We start from the raw sequence: 26,473 nt of genomic DNA, 5'->3' as shown, positions 1-26,473 counted from the left end.
AGTGCTATTCAAATTATTTCATGAATATTCTTCATTGGCTGTATAAACTTGTTTTTTTTGGAAAAAATGGATGCTATATAGAATGGAGGGTCAATAGATGAAACGCATCATATCATTGTTAATCATTACCTGTTTTATGACATCAATTTTGGCACCGGGCACTTTAGCTGCTGAGAAAAAGCAAGAATTAGTTGAAAATGTAAAATCAGCCATTTTAATTGATCGAGATACAGGAACTATTATGTATGAAAAAAACAGCGAGGAAAAACTTCCTCCTGCCAGTATGACAAAAATAATGACGATGCTTCTGATCATGGAAGCAATTGATCAAGGAAAATTAAAGTTAGATGAGAAAATACGTACAAGTGAGCATGCGGCATCTATGGGAGGCTCACAAATTTTCCTTGAACCTGGGGAAGAGATGACAACCGAGCAAATGTTAAAAGGAATTGCCATTGGATCTGGAAATGATGCAGCTGTAGCAGTTGCGGAAAGATTAGCAGGATCTGAAGAAGAGTTTGTTCAATTAATGAACGAAAAAGCAAAAGAATTAGGCTTAGAAAGCACCAAGTTTCAAAATGTGACAGGACTTCCAGTAACAGATCATTACAGTTCTGCAAAAGATATGGCATTAATGGCAAAGGAATTGCTTAAATATGAAGATATAACGAAATTTACTGGCACATATGAAGATTATTTAAGAGAAGATACTGATAAGAAGTTTTGGCTAGTTAACACAAACCGTCTTGTTAAGTTTTATCCAGGCGTGGACGGATTAAAAACAGGATTTACAGCTGAAGCAAAATATTGTTTAACCGCAACTGCTATGAAAAATGGAATGCGTGTAATTGCAGTTGTTTTCGGTGCGCCAACCTCGAAAGAAAGAAATGCTCAAGTAACAAAAATGCTGGATTATGCATTTAGTCAATATGAAACACATCCTTTGCATAAACGAGAAGAAGCGATTGGTAAAGTAAAAGTAAGCAAAGGATCAGAGAAAGAAGTGACAGCCGTTACGAGCGAACCAATTTCTATCTTAACGAAAAAAGGGGAGCAAATCGATAAATTAGAGAAGGAAATTACGATGAATAAAAAATTAAAAGCTCCAATTGAAAAAGGGCAGGAAATTGGAAAAATATCCTATAAAAAAGACGGGAAAACCCTTGTGACAAGTCCGTTGGTAGCACAAAAAGAAGTGAAATCAGCAAAATGGTGGACATTATTTAAACGCTCTGCAGGAATGTTTACAAAAACAGAATAGTTTTATTTCTTTTGTCGAATTCATTTATATTCCTTCTGTTTTTAGCGAAAGAACACTAGTTTTGTCTGTGGAGAAGGAAATTGCATGAAAACCTAGAATAGTTTCTTTAAACCAAATAAGGAGGCTATTCTAGTGAGTCTTAATATTGAGTTGGAAATAAAAAATAATGTACTTTGTATACGCCTATCTGGGGAATTGGATCATCACTATGCAGAAGAATTACGGACAAAAGCAACAACTGCAATCGAGAGCTATAGTATTCGTCATATCGTGTTAAATCTTGAACATTTAACGTTTATGGATAGTTCTGGCTTAGGAGTTATATTGGGAAGATATAAGCAAATTAAACAGCTTGGAGGAGAAATGGTCATTTGTGCTATCTCCCCAAGCGTTCAGCGTTTATTTGATATGTCTGGCATGTTTAAAATTATGAAGCTGGAAACAAATGAAGAATTTGCCCTACAACGATTGGGGGTAGCTTAAGATGAGAAACGAAATGCACATTCAATTTAGCGCACTCAGCCAGAATGAATCATTTGCACGTGTAACGGTTGCTGCATTTATTACACAGTTAGATCCAACAATGGATGAATTAACGGAAATTAAAACAGTTGTTTCAGAAGCAGTGACTAACTGCATTATCCACGGTTATGAAAATGATCCGAATGGAATTGTTTATATTTCTGTTATATTAGAAGATTCATACATTGATTTAACCATCAGAGATGAAGGGAAAGGAATTTTCGATGTAGAGGAAGCAAGACAGCCATTATTTACGACAAAACCAGAGCTTGAACGATCTGGTATGGGATTTACCATCATGGAAAATTTTATGGATGAAATCGAAATTCAGTCAAGTCCAGATAGCGGAACAGAGATTCGTCTGCGTAAGCATTTAATGAAAAGCAAAATGCTAAGCAATTAAGGAGAATCGTCTATGGATGTGGAGGTAAAGAAAGATAAGAAGGAAACGTATCTAAAAGACCATGAAGTCAAGGACTTAATAAAGCGAAGCCAAGATGGAGATCAATCAGCAAGAGATACTATCGTTCAGAAAAATATGCGTCTTGTTTGGTCAGTCGTGCAAAGATTTTTAAATAGGGGATATGATCCTGATGATTTATTTCAAATAGGATGTATCGGGCTATTAAAATCAGTTGATAAATTTGATTTAAGCTATGATGTAAAATTTTCTACCTATGCAGTACCAATGATTATCGGAGAAATTCAACGATTTATCCGTGATGATGGGACGGTAAAGGTTAGTAGATCGTTAAAAGAATTAAGTAATAAAATTCGAAAGGCGAAGGACGAGTTATCGAAGCAATATGGCAGAACACCAACAGTCGGGGAACTTTCCGAGTTTTTAGAGATACCTCCAGAAGATATCGTTCTCGCACAAGAAGCTGCAAGAGCGCCATCCTCGATTCATGAAACTGTTTATGAAAATGATGGCGATCCCATTACATTACTGGATCAAATAGATGATGGTAATGAAGGAAAATGGTTTGATAAGATTGCTTTACAGGAAGCTATTAGGGAGCTTGATGAACGAGAGCGTCTGATTGTTTATTTACGATATTATAAAGATCAGACTCAATCCGAAGTAGCAACGAGGCTAGGGATTTCTCAAGTTCAAGTTTCTAGGCTGGAGAAAAAAATATTAATACAAATGAAAGAGCAAATGGATCTTTAAAGGAAATAGCCGCAAGTCCGCATCGTGGATTAGCGGCTATTTTGTTTTTATATAAAAAGTGAAAAAATTACCATTTAACAGACTTTCATAATTTTATCATGATAATCGAATACTACAGTCATGGTGAAAACAACGTGTTAGGACGTGAAAAAATGGCAGAGACAATATATATCAGAATGAGACATCGCATTCAAAAAAAGTCAAATGAACGGATATTTCTGAAAGACCTTGCACAAATAATTGCAACAGATGAATTGCTGTCTACACTAAAGGATGTATGTCTATACCATATTACAGAACAAGATAAGAATATAATCATTATTGATAGTACGCTAGTTATTCGTGAAATTAAAAAAATCCATAAAGAAGTTGAAATCCAACTAATTGGACCAGCTCAAACGATCATTGAGGTTGTTTTTAAGAAGAGAAAAGTGACACTTCCGTTATTTATCTTGGTTTGGCTATTACTTTTTATTGGTTCTGGATTAACGATTATGAACTTTCATGAAGATGTAAGCATGCAATCTGTTCATCAGAGAGTTTATAAAATGATTACAGGGAAGGAGATTGAAAAACCATTAATTTTTCAGATTCCTTATTCTGTAGGATTAGGTCTTGGAATGGTCATTTTTTTCAACCATGTGTTTAAGAAACGCCTTAATGAAGAGCCTAGTCCATTAGAAGTGGAAGTATTCAATTATCAGCAGTCCTTAGATCAGTACATGATTATGCATGAAAATAAAGAAAGCATAAAAAAACTAGATGATCATTAATATCTTATTTGTAATCTTTGTCGGTTTAGCGTGGGGAATAACCGTTGGGGCTGGTTACGTTGCCTTTTTAACCGTATTCGGTATTATCCCAAGACTGACACAGCTAACAAAAACATTTAGTAAGATTTATGCATATGAATGGGCTGCTGTTTTAGGAGCTGTTTCTGGGACACTTGCTTTTTTGAGAGAACCTAGTTTTTCCTTACCATCATTTCTGCTTATCATAATGGGCATTGCTGGAGGAATTTATATTGGGATGATAGCAGCAGCATTAACAGAAGTGCTGGATGTATTCCCCCTTTTAGCAAAGCGAATTGGAATTGATGACAAGTTATTGGTATTAATGATGGCTCTTGTATTTGGTAAGATCTTTGGCTCCTTATTTCATTGGGTATATTTTATTCCTTGAGGCTGAATGTAATGGAGACAGAAAGGAAGTATGGGAAATGGAAAATAGGAGAAAGGTAATCCTTATAACAGATGGAGATGAATATGCCAGAAGAGCTGTTGAAATGGTTGCAAAGGAGATTGGGGGAAGATGTATTTCTACCTCCTTCGGTAATCCAAGTAATCATAGCGGAGAGGAAATATTATCTTTTATTAAGCAAGCAAAAAATGATCCAGTCTTAGTCATGTTTGATGATAGCGGCTTTGTGGGAGAAGGAAATGGCGAGAATGCACTAAAGTACATAGCTACTCATCCTGATTTAGAAGTCTTGGGAGTACTTGCAGTAGCAAGCAGAACAAGACGAGAGGAATGGACAAAAATAGATGTTGCCATCGACCAAGATGGTGAATTGACGCCATATGGTGTTGACAAATATGGAATTCCAGAAATGGAGTTAGGAAGAGTTAATGGAGATACTGTGTATATTCTAGATGAATTAAATCTTCCCCTTGTTGTTGGTATTGGGGACATTGGGAAGATGGGGAAAAAGGACTCTTATGAAAAAGGCGCCCCGATTACACGGAAAGCAGTAGAATATATTTTAGAAAGAAGTGGTTTTTATGAGCAGCAAGACAGAAAAGAAGATCAAAATATACGAAGAACTAGATAAAATCGAAAAGTATATGAAGGATCGGGTCGGGCTTGGAACTAGCTTCGATCTGGGTGTTCGAAAATTTAAAGTAATGCGAAAAGAAGTTAATTTATATTATGTAAATGGATTATGCGATAGTGTGTTGATTGCAGAATTATTGGAGCAGCTACTATTTTTAAATGATGCGGATCGTAAATCACAAGCAAGAGATACATTTGATATTATTCAGAATCAATTGGTCCACCAAAGTGTACAAGTTATTGAAAAAATGGATGAATTAGTCGACCAAGTTCTGTCTGGATTAGTAGCAGTTGTTATTGAAGGTTATGATCATGGTCTTATTATTGATGTGCGAAGTTATCCAGGAAGAATGCCAGAAGAACCCGATACGGAAAAGGTAGTCAGAGGTTCACGTGATGGGTTTGTTGAGAATATTATCGTAAACACTGCCATCACAAGAAGAAGAATTAGAGATGAACGATTACGCTTTGAAATTATGAGAGTGGGAGAGCGTTCTAAAACCGATATTGCCGTAGGGTATATTGATGGAGTGGCGGATCCTGATTTAATTGAAATTGTAAAAAAGGAAATGAAAAACTTAAAAACAGATGGACTAACAATGGCTGATAAAACGATTGAAGAGTTTTTATTAAAGCAAGGCTATAATCCTTATCCTCTCGTAAGATATACGGAACGAGCAGATGTAGCTGCAACTCATTTATTAGAAGGCCATGTCATTATCTATGTCGATACATCTCCAAGTGTCATTATAACACCAGCTACTTTTTTTCATCATTTGCAGCATGCAGAGGAATATAGACAATCACCTATGGTTGGAACCTTTGTGAGATGGGTTCGGTTTTTAGGGATTATCGCCTCTATCTTTTTCCTGCCATTTTGGTTTTTAGCTGTGCTGGAGCCATCCCTGCTGCCAGAAAGGCTTGCTTTTATCGGACCAAATGAAACAACAAACATTCCAATTGTTGTACAGATTTTCATTGCAGACCTCGGGCTTGAATTTTTAAGGATTGCGGCCATTCATACACCAACACCATTGTCAACCGCAATGGGATTGATAGCAGCTGTTCTCATTGGGCAAATTGCGATTGATGTAGGACTATTTGTTCCAGAAGTTATTCTGTATGTATCAGTTGCTGCAATTGGTAACTTTGCTACACCTAGTTATGAACTTGGGATCGCTAACAAAATTGTTCGGCTTGTCTTGTTAATCGTTGTAGCTATTTTTCATACTCCTGGCTTTGTTATTGGAATGACCCTGTATCTTCTATTCTTAATTCGAACAACAACATTAAATGTGCCTTATCTATGGCCATTTATTCCTTTTCATCCAATAGCTTTGGCCCAAATTATCATTCGCCGTGCGGTTCCAGGAAATAAAATTAGACCAAGTCATTTGCATCCACAGGATCGATTTAAGAGGTAGTAAAAGTATATTTATGCGGACAGATTACTTCTTATTAATAGAGGGAATAATCTGTCCGCTCCTTTGTTAAATTAGCTGAACAGCTACTTGAGAATTGGCTGAATTTATGGTACATTTGGATAATTAAACAGAGTTATTAATAAAGTGAAACTTTCATTAGCGCTCCTTTCACAAGTTTATCACAGTGAGACTAATGTTAATTATGATGATATTTATATGTTTCACACACAGACAAGTTCTTCGTTAAGTAGACTGTCTGTTTTTAATAGGAGATATAATTTTATAGAAGAATAGAGGGGAATCCATGCACTATTACGGAACTTCAAAAGTGAACGATGCAGGTCATCTTGAAATAGGTGGAGTCGATACACTGGAATTAGTCGAAAAATTTGGAACACCTGTTTATGTATATGATGTTGAATTAATTAGAGAAAGGGCGAAAGGTTTTAAGGAGACTTTTGATCAGCTTGGAGTAAAAGCGCAAGTGGCATATGCAAGCAAAGCTTTTTCTACTATAGCAATGGTTCAACTAGCAAACGAAGAAGGCTTATCATTAGATGTAGTTTCCGGTGGTGAGTTATATACTGCAATTGCTGCAGATTTCCCTGTAGAAAGAATCCATTTTCATGGGAATAATAAAAGTAAAGAAGAACTATTGATGGCAATTGACAAACAGATTGGCTGCATTGTTGTCGATAATTTTTATGAGCTTGAAATGCTTACTCAACTATGTGAAGAAAAAAATAGGAAAATGTCAGTCTTACTAAGAGTGACGCCTGGAATTGAGGCACATACTCATGATTATATTTTAACTGGTCAAGAAGATTCTAAATTTGGGTTTGATTTACAAAATGGACAAGCAGAAAAAGCGTTGTTAGAAGCGATTAAATCGCCGTTCATAGAGGTACTAGGTCTTCATTGTCATATTGGGTCTCAGATTTTTGATACAACAGGTTTTGTTCTCGCTGCCCAAAAAATAATGGCACATTTATCAGAATGGAAAGCCAATCATCATTTTGAATCAAAAGTATTAAATTTAGGTGGTGGATTTGGTATTCGTTATACCGAGGAAGACCAGCCTATTCAGCCAGCTGAGTATGTAGAAGTAATTATCAAGGAAGTAAAAGAACAAGTAAACAACTTAGAAATGCAAATGCCGGAAATTTGGATTGAGCCAGGCAGATCTCTTGTAGGGGATGCAGGAACGACTTTATATAAAATCGGTTCACGAAAGGAAGTACCGAATGTTAGAAAATATTTAGCAATTGATGGAGGAATGAGCGATAATATTCGTCCTGCTTTATATCAGGCCAAATATGAAGCAGTGCTGGCAAATAAACCGCTGCAAGCCCCAGATGAAACGGTTTCCATTGCAGGAAAATGCTGTGAATCAGGAGATATGCTTATTTGGGACCTTCCTTTACCTAAAGCAGGCGATCATGATGTACTTGCTGTATTCTGTACAGGAGCTTACGGATATTCGATGGCAAACAATTATAATCGAATCCCAAGACCACCTGTTGTGTTCGTGGAAAGTGGAGAAGCAAGATTGGTAGTGAAGAGAGAATCATTTGAAGATTTATTACGCTTAGACTTGCCATTAAAAGAAACAGCTTCATTAAAAAAATAAAGCTAAAAAAGGGAGTCGCTAAGACTCCCTTTCAGACTGTAGACAAACTCGATAAAATTGAGTTTGCTTACAGTCTTTTTTAATTTAAAATATTTAATAAGAGATTTTAAGAGGTGATGGATAATGATGACAAGAAACAATAATTCTGAAAGAGATCAGTTAGAAGTAATCGCAATTGACCAATTAGTACCACAAGATCATTTGGTGCGTAAAATTGAATCTGCTATTGATTTCTCCTTCATTTATCCATTGGTTGAAAAACTCTATTCAAGACTAGGCCGTCCGAGTATTGATCCTGTTGTATTGATTAAAATGACATTTATTCAATATGTATTTGGTATACGCTCTATGAGGCAAACCATTAAAGAAATTGAAACAAATGTTGCATATCGCTGGTTCTTGGGATTCGGTTTTTATACAGAAGTTCCTCACTTCTCTACCTTCGGTAAGAATTATGAGCGTCGTTTTAAAGAAACCGATCTATTTGAGCAAATCTTTTATCGTATTCTAAAAGAGATTACAGATAAAGGTTTATTGAGCGCAGATCATGTATTTATTGATTCAACTCATGTTAAAGCTAGTGCTAATAAACGTAAATTTGAAAAGAAAACAGTAAGAAAAGAAACTCGAGCTTATGAAGCGAAACTTCAGGCTGAATTAAATCAAGACCGTATTGATAACGGAAAGAAACCTTTTCCACCTGAAAAGTTTGAAAAGGAAGAGATAAAGGAGATTAAGGAAAGTACTACTGACCCTGAAAGTGGGTACTACGTAAAAGATGAAAGGACAAAACAGTTTGCTTATTCTTTTCATGCTGCTACTGACCGGAATGGTTTTGTGTTAGGCTCCATTGTAACGCCAGGAAACATTCATGATAGTCATATGCTTCAACCATTAGTAGAGAAAATAATGGATAAAGTAAAGAAACCTTTAGCTGTTGCTGCTGACGCGGCATATAAGACTCCTGCAATTTGTAATTTTCTTATAGAGAATGGCATCACTCCTGCTCTTCCTTATACTCGACCAAAAACAAAGGAAGGGTTCATCCGTAAACATGAATACGTTTATGATGAGCACTATAATTGCTATATCTGTCCGCAAGGAGAGATATTATCATACACAACAACCACGAAGGAAGGATATCGGCAGTACAAATCCAATCCCTTGAAGTGTTCAAAGTGTCCTTTACTAGAACAGTGTACTCAGAGTCAAAATCATCAAAAGTTAATCCAACGCCATATCTGGGAAGGCTATTTAGAAGAGGCCGAACACCTTCGTCATAAACAAGAAGTAAAAGAAATATATGCACGTCGAAAAGAATCCATTGAACGGGTCTTTGCAGATGCAAAAGAAAAGCATGGTATGCGATGGACAACCCTACGGGGACTTAAAAAATTGTCCATGCAGGCGATGCTAACTTTTGCTGCAATAAATCTTAAGAAATTAGCCAATTGGACTTGGGTAAGTCCAAAAATGGCATGAAAAATATGAATAATAGGTAATTTACACATATTTTTAAGATAGATTCTAAGAAGAAATTCAAAAATCAAAAAGGCATTTGGGAAAGAAAGCTTTCGCAAATGCCTTTTGTCTTCAATCTGAAAGGGAGTCGCTAAGACTCCCTTTTTTACTTGAGTAAATAATAGTTAAGAGAAGAAAGATTTGATTGCTTCAACAATACTTGTAAAGACTTCTTTAATCTTTGCTAAAAATCCTTTTCCTTCTTCGCTTTCTAAATAGCCCGTTAATTTATCCTTTGCTTCACTCAGCTGATTTCCAACTTGATTCCAGTCAATATTAAGTTCTTTTAATTTATTAAAGAAGGAAATAAGACTTTGAAGCTGTTCATCCGTTAAACTGATATTTAATTCTTTAGCAGAATCTTGAATAATTGTTTGTATTTCTTCAACTGTTTTTGGTTTTTGCTCTGCTATTTGCTCCTTCACTTTAGCCATTAAAGCAGTGGCTTCCTCTTGGCCAATATCTTCCCCTAAATTAGCTGTCTCCACCATCTCTTCATTGGCAGCTTGCTTTACGTCTTCTGGGATAACAGTATCTGTAGAGACTTCGTATGCTTTAATAATTCCTGTTAATGCAGCTGTACCAGAAACTTCAATAGGCGCAGTAATATAAATTTTTGCATCCTTTACCCCGGCAGTAATCAAGGCATTAATATACATTTCGTCCGTAACCCAATTAATATTTTTGGTAGTAACTTGAATTCCAGTACCTTTGTCCCCGATTGTAATGGCCGAAGAAGAGATTGCTCTAGTACCAATTAACGATTTTGAAATGTACTTTCCTAAATATTGATGCTCTTCTTTATTAGAAACAGTAATAATTTCTGCATCTTCAGGTGCTTTCATTTCAGTTAATAAAAGCTGTTTTTGTTCGGCTGTTAAGTTTTCACCAAGTGTAACAATCATGTCCCCAACTGCTACATCAGCATAAGCTGGAATCGGTATTAATAGTAAGAAAGCTAGAACCATCCATATCCATTTATTTTTTTTCATTCGTTTACCTCCTGTTTTCCTTCTGCAGAACTAGGTGAAAAGTAGCGCTATCCATATTTGATAAAATAGCATAAATTTCCGTGATCTAAAATAACTACATCTAATAGACGTAATTCAACTACAATAAGTTTCTTATTTTAGTTTTATTGTCTTCTTTCCCTTTATTATTCACCGTAACTCCTGAAAAAATGAAGTTTTTGTGTAGCTTTTTAACATATATATGCATATTTTATATAGTATTAAATAAATTTAAAGTGGTAAATAATTTGATTTAGATTGGAAAGTAAATGTTTTTTCCTTTTAGAAGCTAGATAGTTATTTTCTCAATATCTTTATGTATAGAATTCAGAGTTGCTTTGTTCGGGCTAACAAGAAAGCAATCAACGGGCAGGAATATTAAGAAGTAAAGCTAGTAAAGGGAACGGTAATAGTAATAAATGTTTAAAATATTTAGTGGCTAGCTATTTAGAAATGAAGACGAGGAGGGACAAGCAGAATTTTAGAAGTCCTCAAAAAATTCTCTTCAAAGATGTATACGGAAGAAAGACTTGGATAAATAGTATTATCTCTATAAGGGTAATTTGGCATGGATAGAATGAATCCTTATGCTTAAAAGATTTTCATTGAAGAATACCGCTAATTTATGTATGATAGAACCAATAACATTTATCATATTTTTGGGGCGGTCCTAAATGATTCTTACAAAAAGGAAGAGGATGGTAAAAATTCGTTTCAGTTTCGTACAGATGAAAAATTTTTAATTTAACATCAGGAGATTGATTGAATCTTATTTTTGATGGGAAAACTGTTAGTGAATATGTTTTAAAAATAATGAGGGATATTAATGATTATTCGATATAAAAAGGCATTTGAAAAGATTGCAATGGGATTGCTTTCTTTTATGCCTGCAGAAAAAGATTTAAAAGTATTACAACAAACAATTAAACAATATGAGTCGGAAGAAAATTGGCAATTATTTTTATGGAAGGAAGAGGAAGATATTATTGGCTTAATAGGCGTTATCTTTGAAGATGAATCTTCCATTACCATCCAGCATATAACTGTTAATCCATCTCATCGCCATCAAGGTGTTGGAAAAGCTATGGTTCAAGCTGTTAAAGGTCTTTATCCGAACCGTACATTAAAATCAAATGAATTAATTGTCAATTTTTTATCTAAGTGTAACGATGGTGTTCAAGTAGATAAATAAAAAAGAGGTGTTTTCTAGGAAGAATCCATTGAATTGGTTCTTTAAGAAAACACCTCTTTTGTGATAAGGACGGCACTATTAAAGGTGCTTATCCTTTTGTTTTCTTTGAAGCAGTGCGTTTTCTCGTTCCTTTATAACCATACTTCTATCTCGGCTTATATGACGATGAATGATTTCAAAAGGAACCGGCTCACTATTTTTCCATTTCAGTCCCTTTATATGTGCTGATTCGATACAGTTCATTTCTAAGTTAGGGTCTGTAAATGGTAAATGATAGGTACAGAAGGCATGTTGCTGTTTAATATGCTTTTCTTGTAGCTTTAATAAAAGAAGTAATTTTGAAGCATCGAGACCTAATTTCTTAATTATTTCCTGCTTCTTTTCTAATAACTGCATGCTTTTTATAAGCGTTTTTTCTGCTCCTTTAAAATTTTTTCGGCGATGATGATAGGCAGATACTGCTAAGAGAATAAATCCTACCCAAATAGAATCTTTATTGCCACTATCGACTTTTTTCCAATATTCCTCTAAAATTTCATGACACTCAAAATAATCTTGATCGCAATGAAAATGTACAAGAAACTCTATATATTCATTTGGATACATTATTATCTCCTTATTCTTTACTGAAATTAAAATGGGGTTAAAGGATCCATTACATGTCTGTTATTATATCGATAAATGATAAAAAATGTAACGATAAGACTTAAAATTAGGGAAATGGTGATTTTTCTGTTGGATAACTATTGTGTTTCGTTTATATTAATACTATCATTATTAAGTTAAAGGGATTCTATTAGGATTTTGGTGAGAATAATGCAATATAATGTGAAAATTGATAGTTTTGAAGGACCATTAGATTTACTTCTTCATTTAATCAATAAATTGGAAATTGATATTTATGATATTAACGTCGCAGAAATTACCGAACAATATTTAGATTATGTTCATGCCATGCAAGTGTTACAATTAGACGTAGCGAGTGAATTTTTGGTGATGGCAGCAACTCTTTTAGCGATTAAGAGTAAAATGCTTTTACCAAAGCATGAAGAAGAGTTATTAGATGACGATTTAATGTATGAGCCGGAAGAAGATTCACGAGAAGAGCTAATTGAGAGGTTAGTAGAATATCGTAAATTTAAAGAGGCTGCAGATGATCTAAAAGAGATGGAATTGGAAAGAGGGCTTATATTTACGAGACCTCCAAGTGATTTATCAGATTTTAACGTAAGTAATGAAGAAAGCATCAAACAAGAGTTAGATGTTTCTTTATATGATATGCTTGCTGCCTTTCAAAAATTGCTAAAACGTAAAAAGTTACAGTCACCGTTAGCAACAAAAATCACGCGGCAAGAAATTCCAATAGAAAGTCGAATGGAAGAAATTGTCGGGTTTTTAAGAACTAGAAGAGAGAGAACATCTTTTGAAGACCTTTTTCCAGTCGCCACAAAATCACATATTGTCGTGACTTTTTTGGCAATTTTAGAACTTTTAAAGCGTCGACAAATATTTGTAGAACAAGAAGGAAACTTTGCAGATATTTTTGTAATGGGAAAGGAAGTTGAATAACAGATTGAAAGTGAATGATTGGAAAGCAATCGTTGAAAGTCTTCTCTTTGCCGCGGGAGATGAAGGATTAACGATCAAGCAATTAATGCATGTTTTAGATATGGAGCAATTAGAAGTAGAACAATTAATAGATGAGCTAATAAAAAATTATCGTAAGGATAAAACAAGAGGAATTTCTATTATTGAAATCGCTGGTACGTATCAATTTGCCACAAAGAAAGAGCATTCGGAGTATCTAAAAAAGTTAGTGGAATCCCCACATGCATCTACCTTATCACAGGCAGCTCTTGAAACATTGGCAATCATTGCATATAAGCAGCCGATTACACGTGCAGAAATTGAGGAAATTAGAGGGGTGAAAACGGAAAGACCTCTTCATACGCTTTCAGCAAAAGCGCTCATTAAAGAAGTGGGTAGAGCAGAGGGAGCGGGAAGAGCCATTCTATATGGAACAACCAAAGAATTCTTGGATCACTTCGGATTAAAGAATATTGGGGAATTACCTCCATTGACAGAAAAGGAAGAAGAGTTTAATCAAGAAGAGGCTGATTTGTTTTTTGAATCGTTTCAGCAAATAGAAGAATAAAAAAGGAGTATCTAGGCAGTGGCTTAGATACTTTTTTATTATTTTAAAAAAGAAGGTTTATCTTTTGCTCGAATAATTGTGTCCAAATTCCACGCATTTAAGAAAAACTACATAGAGTACATCCAACAAGATCAGTAAAGAGGTAATTTAAAGACATGATGCTCATCCTTTTATCATACCTTTTATAAGAACGATAATGGAGGAAATGGAGTTGGCACATAGATGAGTAGTTATAATGAATATGTTAGAAATGTGTTAATTTGGAACCAGGAATTAAAGCAGTTATTAGAATCGGAAGAAGTTCAAAAGGAAGAGAGTATTTGGAAAAGGCTTGATAAATTTTCGCAGTTAATGGAAGGTGTTCAAAGAAAACCAATTGAAACAGAGGAATTAATTAGAATTCAGCATGAAGCAGAAGAGCTTCATGAACAAATGGAAAGCTATTTTGCCCAAAGACAACAGCTTGGAACAATATTTATAAAGGAGCCGACAATTGCAGCCGGAGAGCATCAATTGCCGCAGTTAGCATATGCTTATGATGCCCTAGAACCTTATATTTCAAAGGAGATTATGGAGCTCCATCATCAAAAGCATCATCAATCCTATGTGACAGGACTGAATAAGGCAGAAGAGAAACTAAAAGAGGCAAGAAAAAATAATGATTTTGCCCTTGTGAAACATTGGTCTAGAGAGCTGGCATTTCATGGTTCAGGACATTATCTCCATACAATTTTTTGGAATAATATGAGCCCTAATGGTGGAGGCAAGCCCAAAGGTGCATTAATGGAGGAAATAAGGAGCTATTTTGGTAGTTTTAATGCTTTTAAAAATCACTTTTCAGAAGCAGCAAAAGCGGTGGAAGGTGTTGGTTGGGCGCTTTTAGTATGGTCTCCAAGAGCAAGGCGCCTAGAAGTTCTTCAATCCGAACGACATATGCTGTTAACCCAGTGGGACACCATTCCATTATTAGTACTTGATGTTTGGGAACATGCATACTATTTGCAATACAAAAACAATAGAGGCGATTATGTAGATAATTGGTGGAACATTGTTAATTGGAAAGATGTTGAAAATCGATTTTTAAAAGCAAGTGAATTGAAATGGCGCCCCTATTAAAGGGAAGTCATAACTATAATTTAAAAATAACAGAGATATATGCTATAAAATATGCAGTCCCTTTTAGGACTGCATATTTTATTTGCTAGGAAGCTCTATTTATTAGTCATATGCTTGTCTTTTTTTTCATAAACTTGTACAAACCATTAAAGGAGACGAGGTTGTGTTAAATGAAATTACGTAAACTTATTATTCTTACAATCATTACCTCCATTCTGTTTCTCGCTATTCCCCAAAAAAGCAGTGCACAAATGTATGTAAGTGCACAAAGTGCGATATTAATGGAACAAGATTCTGGACGAGTTATTTTTGAAAAGGACGCACATACAAAAAGAAGGATTGCTAGTATAACAAAAATAATGACCGCGCTCCTTGCGGTGGAGTCTGGAAAATTAGAGGATACAGTGACTGTTAGTAGTAATGCAATTAGAACGGAAGGATCATCTATCTACTTACAGGAAGGGGAAAAAATTAAGCTTGAAGATCTTGTATATGGATTGATGCTTCGCTCAGGAAATGATGCCGCAGTTGCTATTGCTGAAACTGTTGGTGGAAGTCTAGATGGCTTCGTCTATTTAATGAATCAAAAAGCAGAAGAAATCGGCATGAAAAACACTCATTTTGCTAATCCCCATGGACTTGATGATCATGAAGACCATTATTCTACAGCTTACGATATGGCACTGCTTACCCGTTACGCAATGAATAATGATACATATAAAAAAATTGCTGGGACAAAAAGCTATCGTTCGGAAAGTACAAACAATGAGTGGGATCGGGTCTGGAGGAACAAAAACAAACTTTTAACAAGTCTATATGAACATTCAACAGGAGGAAAAACAGGGTATACAAAGAGAGCAAAAAGAACATTGGTCAGTACAGCGGAAAAGGATGGAGTAGAATATATAGCAGTAACGTTAAATGATCCGGATGACTGGGATGATCATATTAATATGTTTGAAACCGCGTTTAAAACATATAAAAAAGTGCAGGTACTTGAGGAAGGGAAAATAAAAACAGTTAAAAATAAATTTTATAAAAATAAAGTATATATAAAGTCTGATTTAGAATACCCAGTGACAGAGAAAGAAGAAGATTTATTTAAGGTTGAGTATAGTTTGACAAAGGTGAAGAAAGAATGGGAAAAAAATCAGGAGGAAGTACCTGAAATAGTAGGAGAAGCAAAAATATATTTAGATAGTAAACTTGTAGATAGTGTTCCTATTCATTTTAAAAACACTAAGGCAAAAGAATCAAAAAGCTTTCTAGATTATTTTAAGAATATGTTTACAGCAATGACTGGGGTTGGCAAGCATGGTTAATTATATTTGGGCAGCGCTAGCTATTATAGGAATTGTTTTTGCAGCAGTTAATGGAACGATGGATGAAGTAAATAAAGCGATTTTTTCTGGAGCAAAAGAAGCGGTAACAATATGTATTGGGCTTATAAGTGTTTTGGTTTTTTGGCTGGGGATGATGAAAATAGCAGAACAGGCTGGGTTACTTCAAAAGCTTACAAATCTATTTAGACCAATAGTAGCAAAGCTTTTTCCCGAGGTTCCAAAAAACCACCCAGCAATGGGGTATATATTATCGAATATGATTGCTAATATATTTGGGTTAGGTAATGCTGCAACACCTCTAGGGATTAAAGCAATGGAAGAATTGAAAAGATTGAATGGGGGCAAGAATTCAGCAAGTAACAGTATGATTACTTTTCTTGCCTTAAATACGTCATGTATTACTTTAATTCCGACAACGGTTATTGCTATCAGAATGAATTACCATTCTGCTTCTCCGACAGATATAGTAGGCCCAACAATTATTGCAACCATTTTCTCCTGTATAGGCGGGATTTTAATTGATCGCTATTTTTACCATAAGAGAATGAGAAAAGGGTGATGAGTGATGGAGATAGTATCTTTAATTTCATTGTGGATGATTCCTTCCCTCATCGGGTTTATTTTACTGTATGGAACATTTAAAAAGGTTCCAACATATGAAAGCTTTGTTGAAGGTGGAAAAGAAGGAATACAAATTGCGTTCTCCATCATTCCCTATTTAGTTGGAATGCTTGTTTCTATCTCCATTTTTCGCGCATCTGGGGCATTAGAATTTTTTATGAGTTTTCTTAAGCCTGTATTAGACTTTATCGGCGTTCCCTCCGAAGTAGCACCATTAGCAATTATAAGACCAATATCAGGAAATGCAGCATTGGGAATGACAAGTGATTTAATCGCAACATATGGTCCAGATTCCTTTATCGGCAGGCTTGCATCTGTCATACAAGGAAGCACCGATACCACTCTTTATGTATTGACCGTTTATTTTGGGGCAGTAGGGATAAAGAAAATGGGGGATGCCTTGAAAGTTGGATTACTAGCGGATCTTATTGGATTTATTGCTGCAATTGTAGTTGTAACTTTAATGTTTGGTAAATAATCATAAAATGTCTTAGGGAAAGTTTGGGTATTGGAACTTTTCCTAAGGCATTTTTTTGTTGTATGGCAGATTCTTTCTCTTTCTATGAGAGTTCTAAAAGATTGTTAAGGTTAATGAGAAAAAATAACAACCAACTATATAAAAATTCTTATTTAATGAGTAGATCCCTAATTTTAAAGATTTCTTTGAAATTTCGTCCATTTATGTCATAATTCATAGGAATGGCAAAAAAAGAACGATCAAGGTTTTGAAATTAGTCTATTTTCATAATAGGATAAAAAATAAACGCTTATAAAATATTTTGTAATATGATCAATCATTTTTTACTGTTGAGAAATTGGATGAGGTGATTTAGATGGAAAGACTACAAAAAGTAATTGCACACGCTGGAATTGCATCAAGAAGAAAAGCAGAGGAATTAATTCTTGACGGAAAAGTAAAAGTTAATGGGAAAACAGTGAAAGAACTAGGTGTGAAAGTAGGTTCTAATGATAAAATTGAGGTAAGTGGAATTCCTGTTGAGAGGGAAGAACCAGTTTATTTTATCCTTTATAAACCAAGAGGGGTAATTTCTAGTGTCAATGATGATAAAGGAAGAAAAGTTGTAACGGATTATTTTTCTGAGATTGAAGCAAGAATTTATCCTATAGGACGATTAGACTATGATACTTCAGGTATCATTCTTTTAACAAATGACGGGGAATTTGCAAACCTTATGATGCATCCAAAAGGAGAAATTGAGAAGGTATATGTTGCAAAAGTCAAAGGCATCCCTGCTCGTGAGAAAGTAAAGCAACTCGAAAGAGGGATTATGCTAGAGGATGGAAAAACAGCCCCTGCCAAGGCGAAAATTCTCTCTGTTGATAAGAAAAAAGGAACAAGTATTGTCGAACTGAAGATTCACGAAGGAAGAAACCGCCAAGTCAGAAGAATGTTTGAAGCGATTGGAACACCTGTAATGAAATTAAAAAGGGAAAGATATTCATTCCTAAATTTAAATGGCTTGCAGCCTGGAGATGCTCGTGAATTAACTGCACATGAAGTGAAATTACTAAGAGCAGAAGCGCAAAAGAAAAAAGGATAAACTGTATATATTTTCGTATTCTCCAGCGTCTATATCCTTGTATTGCATAACAATGTTTACCTACTTAATACGACAGAAATTACACAAAAATGTTCATAAAAGTTTCACATATTGCAATGGATGATAACAATATCTACATGATAATAATGCTATAATAATTGTGGAAGATTAGATAAATCATTTATATAAATTACAATGTTATTGGAGAAATGCAGTATAAATAATAAACGATAAGATAAATAGCTATTACAAATAGACATGGCATTTATTTATACATGCAGCTAACGAAACAATAAAAAAGATAATCGTTTCGTGTATTTTTGTTAGGAGGGTATGAACGATGGAGAAAGAAATAAAAATCCTAGTGGTAGATGACGAAGAAAGAATTAGACGTCTTCTAAAGATGTACTTAGAAAGAGAAGAGTTTATTGTGGAAGAAGCGGAAGACGGAATGAGCGCTCTTTCTAAGGCATTAAACACAGATTATGATGTTATCTTACTCGATCTAATGATGCCTGGTAAAGATGGTATGGAGGTATGCAAGGAGCTAAGAGAAAAGAAGACTACTCCAGTAATTATGCTTACAGCCAAGGGAGAAGAAGTAAATAGAGTTCAAGGATTTGAAGTCGGAACAGACGACTATATCGTAAAGCCATTTAGTCCAAGAGAGGTTGTTCTGCGAGTAAAAGCTTTATTACGCCGCTCTACCAAAACGACTTTTGAGCAAAGCGATAGTTCTTCAAAAGATGTCATCATCTTTCCAGCATTGACTATTGATCATGATGCACACCGCGTATTGGCTAGTGGGAAAGAGGTAAGTTTAACTCCAAAAGAATATGAACTGCTATATTTCTTAGCTAAGTCACCAGATAAAGTATTCGATAGAGAATTACTCTTAAAAGAAGTATGGCATTATGAATTTTTCGGTGATTTAAGAACGGTTGATACACATGTTAAACGATTAAGAGAAAAGTTAAACCGTGTATCAGAAGAAGCAGCAAGCATGATTGTAACAGTTTGGGGAGTAGGATATAAGTTTGAGGTTAACAATGGATGAAGTTTTGGCGGAGTGTAGTATTTAAGCTTTGGATTACTTTTTTATTGTTGGTCTCCGTTGTATTAACGATTCTAACAATTATGCTTCTTGAGTATTTTGAGCAGTATTATACCGAGCAGACGGAAACAGAATTAACAAATACCGCCACAAAAATATCGGAAATAATGAAAGAGCATAATAATCAAATAGGTTTGGAAATTGTAGGAGAACTACTTGATCATTCAACAGGAGCTGTCATCGTTTCCTCTCCAGATCAAGTGTATTATTATCCAGAGAGTGGCTTGCAAGAACTTTCTTATTCTTTCATACAGGGCAATGAAGACTTAAACAAGGTGGTGACAAGCAATAAGACAGCAGTTGTAAGGACAGAATTAAACAATAAAGACAATACACCTGAACAAGTAGCGATTGTCGGATCCCCTCTCCATGTGAATGGAGAGGATGGAGCTGTTTTTATTTATCAGTCCTTACAATCGATGAATGAATCTAAACAATCTACCGCCAAATTTATTGTATTAGCAGCTGTTATTGCGATTATTCTAACAACGATTTTTGCTTTTTTCCTACTAACAAGGATTACTGCTCCGTTAAGGAAGATGAGAGAAGCTGCATTTGAAGTTGCCCAAGGTAATTTTGCAGCTAAGGTTCCCATTATGGCACAGGATGAAATTGGCGAACTTTCCATCGCATTTAATGAAATGGCGAAAAGGTTAAATTTTAATATGAACGCCTTAAGTCAAGAAAAGGAGCAGTTAGATAATATACTAAGTGGAATGGCAGACGGAGTGCTAACCCTTAATCGAAATGGTAGTTTATTGCTTACGAATCCTCCTGCTGAGAAATTTTTGCAGCATTGGTATTATGAAAAAGGCGAATTAAGTGATATGCAAGCACAAATCCCAGAAGAATTACGTAAATTGTTCCAGCTTGCTGTTCATACTGGTAATGAACAAATAGATGAAATCACTTTACAGGGAAGAAACTGGGTAATGATTGTCAGCCCTTTATATGATAAGAAGGATATTAGAGGAGCGATTGTCGTCATTCGCGACATGACAGAGGAACGTAAATTAGACAAGCTACGGATCGATTTTATAGCCAATATTTCTCACGAATTAAGAACACCTATAAGTATGTTACAAGGATACAGTGAAGCGATTGTCGATAATATTGCTGAGTCAGAGGAAGAAAAGAGAGAGATGGCTCGAATTATTTATGATGAATCATTACGCATGGGTCGTTTAGTCAATGAATTTTTAGATTTAGCCAGAATGGAAACAGGTTATCTTGAATTAAGGAAGGAAACAATTGATCTATACCCATATATTAATCGGGTAGCGAGAAAGTTTAATGCCATCGCTAAAGAAAAAGAAATCACCTTTACTGTCTCTATATCGGAGGATATTGGGGAGTACGAACTTGATCCAGATCGTATCGAACAAGTTCTAACCAATATAATGGATAATAGTATGCGCCATACACCAAGTGGTGGAACAGTTTTTTTAAGAGGCAGATCGGATGATTATGGAGTGTATCTAGAAGTAGAGGATACCGGTTCTGGAATTCCAGAGGAAGATTTACCATATGTCTTCGAGCGCTTTTATAAAGCAGATAAAGCTAGAACAAGAGGTAATGCTGGGACAGGCTTGGGATTAGCTATTGTCAAAAATATTATTGATTCCCATGGGGGAGATATATCTGTTTATAGTAAATATGGTCGAGGAACGACATTTTTTATCTTTTTACCTCGAAATAAAGAAGAAAATTAGAGAATGTGCCGATTCTTCTTGATTCACAAGAAACAATTTAACATAATAGAACGTATGGGGTGTCTAAAAAAGTATTTGACCCTGCAAGCTATTTTTCCATTTTGTATGTATGAAATTATTACATACAGATATAACTTGTGAGGTCAAACTTTTCAGGCATCTTTTCTTGTGTTTACGTACTAATGGGATAAAGGAAATTAGAATAATTACATATAAGTAGTGAAACTAAATAAGTTAAACTTACGACTAATATAGTGAACGGGGGAGGGAATGAGATGAACTCCGTTTTTGATGAAATCTATAATAAGTATCATCATGACGTTTTTCAATTTTTATTTTATATGGTAAACCATAAAGAAACGGCCGAAGATTTAATGCAAGAGGTCTATATTCGTGTACTTAAATCTTATCATCGCTTTGAGGGGAAAAGCTCTGAGAAAACCTGGTTATTTAGTATTGCAAGAAATGTCGCAATTGACCACTTTCGCAAACAAAAAAATTGGAAAGACCGTATTATGGATAAATTCGACTGGTCGAAACAGCAAGTAAAAGCAGAAGGATTTCTGCCAGAAGAAATCACCTTGCAAGCAGAAGAAGTAAAAGGTGTTTATCATGCCTTACAATATTGTACAGTAGACCAACGAATGGTTATTGTGTTTCGGTATATTCAAGAATTATCTATTGCGGAAACAGCCAAAGCACTAGGATGGACAGAAAGCAAGGTGAAAACAACCCAGCACCGTGCCTTAAAAGCACTGCGCAACTTTTTAGAAGAGTATGATGGAAAGGAGGATTCTTATGCCGAAACAAAAGTGGAATGATGACAAAATAAAACTGGTGCTTAAACAGATGCCATATATAAAAGATGAGAGAAGTCCAGAATTTATCTTTCGTACAATCCAAATGAAAAAGAAGAGCGAACGGAAATCGCGAAGAATAATGCCCGTACTGGCGACCGTATGTACGCTTATGCTCCTGTTCGTTATTAGTCAAAGCTTCTTTGATAGTAATAGAGAGGACTCTTTTAAGCGTGAAAGCAAGATGGCTGATAATTCTGCTGAAATGAAAAATAAAAGCTATGATATAGCTGAAACCGCTGAAAGTGAAAATTATGACATGACAGATGAACAAGGAGAAAGGCTCACTACTTCACTCATCCCATCGGCTATTTACGAGGATGAGGTAGGAAAGCAAGAATTATTAACGTACCCAATACCAGATAAAAATGTCCAAGTCATTGTTCCTGTCAGCATTTTAGTGGAAAATCCAAATAAGCTGTCTAGATTTGATTTGTATGTGGAAAACGTGAAGAAAGTAATCGGCGTCAACAAACAGTTAAGCAGCTATTTCCCAATTAGTCCAGAGATGTTTGCATATGATTTAAAAGATGATTACATCGAAGTAAATGTGAAACAGGGAATTTCAAATTTTGGTTCTCATTCCGAAGACTTTTTTAATACAATGGTTCAGCAGCAACTACAAACCATTGGCGCCAAGAAAATGGAGTTTTATACAGACGGTAAACTAGGAGCAGTACTAGGAAATCGCGAAGAAACAAGTATTGAGTATAAACCGTTAGAGAATAGAGCATATTTTCTTTTAGAGAATGATGAACAAGATGATCAAGCATTATATGTGCCTTGGGAAAAGCCATATGATACGATTGAAAATGCTTTTGATGCCATGGAAAATAATATAGACACACATGGTTTGTCAGCTTCCATCCCTGATACTATTGATATTGATAAGGTTTCAAAAGACGAGAGCAAGGGAGAATTAGTTGTTCATTTATCTAATGAAAGTAAAATGGAAGAAGATCAAAAAACATTACATGCAATTGAGTCCATTTTATTAACAGCAAAAGATTTTAAATATTCTACAGTAAAGTTTGAGAATACCAATGTTAAAGAAGTAGGTGGATTTGAGCTAACGAAAGAATTAGATGTTCCGGTTGCCGCCAATAAAGTTGATATTGAGCAATAATAAAAGAGAATTTTTTTGTATTAGTGAAGTTATATTAGAGATAATATTACAATAGTTCATTTTACGTGCTTTAGCACTTTATATAGAGAAAAAACATATTAAGATGGGTTGGGACATAAGTATTTCAACAAATATAACTCCGAACAATTATACGTATATCCTAAAAAATTCGTATAATTGTTCTGGGTTTTATTTATTTAAGAAAGAATGCTTTTTTTCATCACCTGCAGACTGAATATACTTCGCTTTCCATTGGGCGAGCGCCGATCCGCTTTGTCATTTCACTCTACAAAATTATAATAGTAAATGATTGAAATTTAAGATAACTGATATATAAATAGAGATGCATAATCTTTATTTAACTTATCAGCTATATCCCACAATAGACCGACAATAACTCCTGAAAAATGGATATTCCATATAAATGAGTCATGTCAGTATCGCTAATAATACTTAAATTAGTATTAACTACCCATCCCGCTACTCCTCCAGCGATCACACTCACAACTGTTAAGCTTCCACTTCTCCTTTGTATATTCTTTTTCACACAGAACTCTCCTTTAAATAGCTTTGTTACTACTAGTATTAATTGACTATTTTTATGCCTAACTCCCTAAAAGACAATTTTTTCCTTTTTGTTAGTATAGTTAAGGACAATTCCTTATCATCTATTTTGTTTTAAAATAAATTTACAAATTAGTTTCCAATAAGAATTACAGAAAGAAGGCATCTTTTTTTGATTAATTATGTATGAATATCCATAGTCATCTATACATAAAAAAGAAAATATCGAAAATCCAATATGCGGTCTGCTAATGGCTTTGTTCTTTTTTACGTTTATCTCCTCCTTAGACTTCATCGTAAAATTCCTTTTTTATGGAAGTTTTTTATTACCTTAGAATAAAATCAGAAAGAATGTAGACAATATATCGTGTCTCTTTTCCAATTAAAATCAGCTATTGGCACATACATAAAAAATAGATATGCATTTTTCTCTATGCATTCTATAGTTCTAACCATTAACATGTACTCATAAGTTGAAAGAGAAGATTGGATAGGGACAGATAGGAAACTTGCCTGCAAGTAATTTTTCTATCTTTGCAGGCGGTTAAAACTTACATAGAATGCAGATAAGTGAATAGGATAGCGCGTTAAGTACTTTTTTAAAGAAACCTTCTCTTCTTGAAGAGTTCTTTATAAACCATTGATACAATACTTTACAACCAAAAGAGAATAGGTAGTATTCAACTGAAAACGGTCATAAATAGGCTGTTGAACACGGACAGAATAGGAGGATACCAAATGGGAGACTATATTAGGAGAATACTTATTGCTGCTATCATGCTTTTGTTCATTAGTTTATTGTTTTTAGGAGGGAAGCATTCTCAAGCACAGTCTTTCTCCTTAGCGGAACGAACAAAAACATGGACATGGCCAAGTGAAGGAATAATCACGGATACCTTTAATACTAGAAATGGTACACATAAAGGAATAGATATTGCAGGCGATTTGGGAGAGGACGTTTATGCAGTTGATGAAGGAATTGTAACCAGATCTTATTATTCCCAATCTTATGGAAATGTTGTTTTTGTTAAACATAAAAATGATCTTGAAACGGTCTATGCTCATTTGAATAAACGATTCGTAAAGGAAAAGCAATTGGTGAAAAAGGGTGAAGTAATTGGTGAAATGGGCAATACAGGACAGTCTTCTGGCGTTCATTTACATTTTGAAATACATAATAAAGAGTGGACTGTTGCAAAAGAAAATGCTATTAATCCAATTTTAGTTTTAGGAGATGTAGAGGTAGGGCAGACTGTGAAAATAGCTGTGGAGGAAGAGAGTGAGGCTGTCATAACAGAGCCATCCGAAAACCTTACCCACACACCACATTCGAACTTAGTTCACGAGGAAGAAAAGAAGTTAGAAGAAGAATACATAAGGAGAAGTATTAAGGAAATGGAAATTAATATAGAAGAGGATAACTCGGAACTATCAACAATACCCTATAAAAAAGCAAGTATTTATTTAAAAAGTAGTAAGTATCTTTTAGGAGAAACAAGCGAGGATTATACATAGAAGCTATATATGGAAAGATACAGAATTTCGCTTTTATGGAGGAAAAACCGCGAAAAGAGTTCACAAGATACTATTTTTTTAAGGAATAAATATAATAGTATTTTGTGAACTCTTTTTGAGTTTAAATGGCATATATTTGTGAATTTATGAACAAAATTTGAAATTATAAGCAAACTTCTTCACAAATATTTATTCCTTAGGGTATAATAACTTATGTAATAAAACAAATTAATATTGGTCTATCTTCGGGGCAGGGTGAAATTCCCGACCGACGGTGATGAGTTTGTACTCAAAGTCCGTGACCCTACTACGGTAGGTTGATTTGGTGAAATTCCAAAACCGACAGTAAAGTCTGGATGGGAGAAGATGGAGGTTCTGCAATCGTTCAAATTATCTGTTAAGAACGTTTATTGAGTTTGCGTACCTTTAATTACTCCCTCAAGTCTCTAGAGCTTGAGGGTTTTTATTTGGCGCATTCCTAAAAAATTGCTGAATCTTTCTTCTTAGGTAGATGGATCCTAATTAGAAGGAGAGAAAAAAATGAAGAAAAAAATGAATGTAAGAAAGTATGTTTTAATTGGGATGATGAGTAGTTTAGCCTATGTGCTAATGATGCTTAAATTTCCAATCCCACCATTTCCAAGTTATTTAAAAGTTGATTTTAGCGATATTCCAGCATTAGTTGCCGCACTTATTTTAGGACCAGGGGCTGGAATATTAGTTGAGTTGATTAAAAATATATTAGATTATTTAATAACCGGAAGTGATACTGGAATTCCTGTTGGTCATTTCGCGAATTTTATCGCTGGAATTTCTTTCATCTTACCGACTTATTTTATGTATAATGCGATTAAATCCAAAAAAGGAATGGCTATCGGCTTAGCCCTTAGTATTATCATAATGACGGGATTATTAAGTTTGTTTAATTACTTTATTATGCTGCCATTCTATAATACATTAATGAAAATACCGACTGATACAACTTTATTAAAACAAACGGTTCTTTCAGCTATTATTCCATTCAATTTGTTAAAAGGAGTAATTATTTCTATCATTTTTGCATTAGTATTCTCAAAAATGGGTGTATGGATTAATAAACAAATCCCTTCTAGGAATGTTTAATCAAAAAACAGTTCAGTGTCTATCTGAATTGTTCAGTTTGTCGACAAAAGGGGATCAGAATGTTTTCATTCTGATCCCCTTTTGTAATTTATGGTCTTT

Annotated in this window: 27 protein-coding genes and 1 riboswitch; of the genes, 24 read left to right on the top strand and 3 right to left on the bottom strand. The window is 34.7% G+C overall.

What is annotated here, in order from left to right; genetic code table 11:
* Nucleotides 1-97: 97 nt before the first annotated feature.
* The 10 genes from NSQ89_RS12000 to NSQ89_RS11955 all read left to right on the top strand — a co-directional run bounded on the left by NSQ89_RS12000 (nt 98) and on the right by NSQ89_RS11955 (nt 9,326).
* A complete protein-coding gene (locus NSQ89_RS12000) occupies nt 98-1,261 on the top strand; it encodes a D-alanyl-D-alanine carboxypeptidase family protein (protein ID WP_047940315.1) in 1,164 nt (387 codons plus the stop codon).
* Nucleotides 1,262-1,393: 132 nt separating this feature from the next.
* Nucleotides 1,394-1,744 carry an anti-sigma F factor antagonist gene (spoIIAA, locus tag NSQ89_RS11995; RefSeq protein WP_047940316.1) on the top strand — a complete coding sequence of 117 codons (351 nt, stop codon included), beginning with the start codon at nt 1,394-1,396 and terminating at the stop codon, nt 1,742-1,744.
* 1 nt (nt 1,745) lies between these two features.
* Entirely contained in the window at nt 1,746-2,186 is a 441-nt protein-coding gene (gene spoIIAB, locus NSQ89_RS11990; RefSeq protein ID WP_047940317.1) for an anti-sigma F factor, read from the top strand.
* Between the two features lie 12 nt (nt 2,187-2,198).
* Nucleotides 2,199-2,957 (top strand): RNA polymerase sporulation sigma factor SigF, encoded by a 759-nt coding sequence (gene sigF / locus NSQ89_RS11985; protein ID WP_061798315.1) that lies wholly within the window; start codon nt 2,199-2,201, stop codon nt 2,955-2,957.
* 152 nt (nt 2,958-3,109) lie between these two features.
* The gene (locus tag NSQ89_RS11980) at nt 3,110-3,730 is read left to right on the top strand and encodes a stage V sporulation protein AA (RefSeq protein ID WP_061798632.1); all 621 of its coding nucleotides are present in this window, start codon (nt 3,110-3,112) and stop codon (nt 3,728-3,730) included.
* Nucleotides 3,720-4,139, top strand: coding sequence for a stage V sporulation protein AB (locus tag NSQ89_RS11975; RefSeq protein ID WP_152679991.1), 420 nt, complete (start codon nt 3,720-3,722; stop codon nt 4,137-4,139). The genes NSQ89_RS11980 and NSQ89_RS11975 overlap by 11 nt, the downstream gene beginning before the upstream one ends.
* Before the next feature lie 37 nt (nt 4,140-4,176).
* A complete protein-coding gene (locus NSQ89_RS11970) occupies nt 4,177-4,788 on the top strand; it encodes a stage V sporulation protein AE (RefSeq protein ID WP_341132653.1) in 612 nt (203 codons plus the stop codon).
* Nucleotides 4,739-6,214 carry a spore germination protein gene (locus NSQ89_RS11965; RefSeq protein WP_341132652.1) on the top strand — a complete coding sequence of 492 codons (1,476 nt, stop codon included), beginning with the start codon at nt 4,739-4,741 and terminating at the stop codon, nt 6,212-6,214. Before NSQ89_RS11970 ends, NSQ89_RS11965 begins: the two co-directional genes overlap by 50 nt.
* Before the next feature lie 304 nt (nt 6,215-6,518).
* Nucleotides 6,519-7,844 (top strand): diaminopimelate decarboxylase, encoded by a 1,326-nt coding sequence (lysA, locus tag NSQ89_RS11960; RefSeq protein ID WP_341132651.1) that lies wholly within the window; start codon nt 6,519-6,521, stop codon nt 7,842-7,844.
* Between the two features lie 123 nt (nt 7,845-7,967).
* Nucleotides 7,968-9,326 carry an IS1182 family transposase gene (locus NSQ89_RS11955; protein WP_144544836.1) on the top strand — a complete coding sequence of 453 codons (1,359 nt, stop codon included), beginning with the start codon at nt 7,968-7,970 and terminating at the stop codon, nt 9,324-9,326.
* A gap of 164 nt (nt 9,327-9,490) precedes the next feature.
* On the opposite strand, the gene NSQ89_RS11950 is transcribed toward NSQ89_RS11955, so the two are convergent.
* Entirely contained in the window at nt 9,491-10,357 is an 867-nt protein-coding gene (locus tag NSQ89_RS11950; protein ID WP_047940322.1) for a DUF1002 domain-containing protein, read from the bottom strand.
* 844 nt (nt 10,358-11,201) lie between these two features.
* Here NSQ89_RS11950 and NSQ89_RS11945 point away from each other — a divergent pair.
* Complete coding sequence (locus NSQ89_RS11945) at nt 11,202-11,567, top strand: GNAT family N-acetyltransferase (RefSeq protein WP_047940323.1); 366 nt, start codon at nt 11,202-11,204, stop codon at nt 11,565-11,567.
* Between the two features lie 78 nt (nt 11,568-11,645).
* Here the strand turns inward: NSQ89_RS11945 and NSQ89_RS11940 are convergent, their stop codons facing one another.
* Entirely contained in the window at nt 11,646-12,173 is a 528-nt protein-coding gene (locus NSQ89_RS11940; RefSeq protein WP_061798304.1) for a DUF309 domain-containing protein, read from the bottom strand.
* A 210-nt stretch (nt 12,174-12,383) separates the two neighbouring features.
* Between NSQ89_RS11940 and NSQ89_RS11935 the strand changes: the two genes are divergently transcribed.
* The 11 genes from NSQ89_RS11935 to NSQ89_RS11885 all read left to right on the top strand — a co-directional run bounded on the left by NSQ89_RS11935 (nt 12,384) and on the right by NSQ89_RS11885 (nt 23,173).
* Complete coding sequence (locus NSQ89_RS11935; protein WP_082138214.1) at nt 12,384-13,136, top strand: segregation/condensation protein A; 753 nt, start codon at nt 12,384-12,386, stop codon at nt 13,134-13,136.
* Between the two features lie 4 nt (nt 13,137-13,140).
* The gene (gene scpB / locus NSQ89_RS11930; protein ID WP_061798302.1) at nt 13,141-13,722 is read left to right on the top strand and encodes an SMC-Scp complex subunit ScpB; all 582 of its coding nucleotides are present in this window, start codon (nt 13,141-13,143) and stop codon (nt 13,720-13,722) included.
* A 222-nt stretch (nt 13,723-13,944) separates the two neighbouring features.
* Complete coding sequence (locus NSQ89_RS11925) at nt 13,945-14,838, top strand: superoxide dismutase (RefSeq protein WP_047940326.1); 894 nt, start codon at nt 13,945-13,947, stop codon at nt 14,836-14,838.
* A gap of 170 nt (nt 14,839-15,008) precedes the next feature.
* Complete coding sequence (locus tag NSQ89_RS11920; RefSeq protein ID WP_341132650.1) at nt 15,009-16,160, top strand: D-alanyl-D-alanine carboxypeptidase family protein; 1,152 nt, start codon at nt 15,009-15,011, stop codon at nt 16,158-16,160.
* Nucleotides 16,153-16,740: a nucleoside recognition domain-containing protein gene (locus NSQ89_RS11915; RefSeq protein WP_047940328.1), complete on the top strand. Its 588-nt coding sequence runs from the start codon at nt 16,153-16,155 to the stop codon at nt 16,738-16,740. Before NSQ89_RS11920 ends, NSQ89_RS11915 begins: the two co-directional genes overlap by 8 nt.
* A 6-nt stretch (nt 16,741-16,746) precedes the next feature.
* Nucleotides 16,747-17,280, top strand: coding sequence for a spore maturation protein (locus NSQ89_RS11910; protein WP_095259116.1), 534 nt, complete (start codon nt 16,747-16,749; stop codon nt 17,278-17,280).
* 355 nt (nt 17,281-17,635) lie between these two features.
* The gene (rluB, locus tag NSQ89_RS11905) at nt 17,636-18,364 is read left to right on the top strand and encodes a 23S rRNA pseudouridine(2605) synthase RluB (RefSeq protein ID WP_047940330.1); all 729 of its coding nucleotides are present in this window, start codon (nt 17,636-17,638) and stop codon (nt 18,362-18,364) included.
* A gap of 340 nt (nt 18,365-18,704) precedes the next feature.
* A complete protein-coding gene (locus NSQ89_RS11900) occupies nt 18,705-19,421 on the top strand; it encodes a response regulator transcription factor (protein ID WP_047940331.1) in 717 nt (238 codons plus the stop codon).
* Nucleotides 19,418-21,190 carry an ATP-binding protein gene (locus NSQ89_RS11895; protein ID WP_251687711.1) on the top strand — a complete coding sequence of 591 codons (1,773 nt, stop codon included), beginning with the start codon at nt 19,418-19,420 and terminating at the stop codon, nt 21,188-21,190. The genes NSQ89_RS11900 and NSQ89_RS11895 overlap by 4 nt, the downstream gene beginning before the upstream one ends.
* A gap of 275 nt (nt 21,191-21,465) precedes the next feature.
* Nucleotides 21,466-22,011 carry an RNA polymerase sigma factor SigX gene (sigX, locus tag NSQ89_RS11890; RefSeq protein WP_047940333.1) on the top strand — a complete coding sequence of 182 codons (546 nt, stop codon included), beginning with the start codon at nt 21,466-21,468 and terminating at the stop codon, nt 22,009-22,011.
* Complete coding sequence (locus NSQ89_RS11885) at nt 21,989-23,173, top strand: GerMN domain-containing protein (protein ID WP_341132649.1); 1,185 nt, start codon at nt 21,989-21,991, stop codon at nt 23,171-23,173. The genes sigX and NSQ89_RS11885 overlap by 23 nt, the downstream gene beginning before the upstream one ends.
* A gap of 370 nt (nt 23,174-23,543) precedes the next feature.
* Here NSQ89_RS11885 and NSQ89_RS11880 read toward each other — a convergent pair whose 3' ends face one another.
* Nucleotides 23,544-23,720, bottom strand: coding sequence for a hypothetical protein (locus NSQ89_RS11880; RefSeq protein WP_251687714.1), 177 nt, complete (start codon nt 23,718-23,720; stop codon nt 23,544-23,546).
* 755 nt (nt 23,721-24,475) lie between these two features.
* Between NSQ89_RS11880 and NSQ89_RS11875 the strand changes: the two genes are divergently transcribed.
* The gene (locus NSQ89_RS11875) at nt 24,476-25,252 is read left to right on the top strand and encodes a M23 family metallopeptidase (RefSeq protein ID WP_095320624.1); all 777 of its coding nucleotides are present in this window, start codon (nt 24,476-24,478) and stop codon (nt 25,250-25,252) included.
* A 237-nt stretch (nt 25,253-25,489) separates the two neighbouring features.
* A riboswitch (FMN riboswitch) is annotated at nt 25,490-25,624 on the top strand.
* Nucleotides 25,625-25,792: 168 nt separating this feature from the next.
* Entirely contained in the window at nt 25,793-26,374 is a 582-nt protein-coding gene (locus NSQ89_RS11870; protein WP_047940335.1) for an ECF transporter S component, read from the top strand.
* Nucleotides 26,375-26,473: the final 99 nt, after the last annotated feature.

The sequence above is a fragment of the Niallia sp. FSL R7-0648 genome (assembly GCF_038007005.1).
GTDB lineage: Bacteria > Bacillota > Bacilli > Bacillales > Cytobacillaceae > Niallia > Niallia circulans.
Note: the sequence above shows the minus strand (reverse complement) of the source record. Positions and strands in the feature narration are given on the sequence as shown.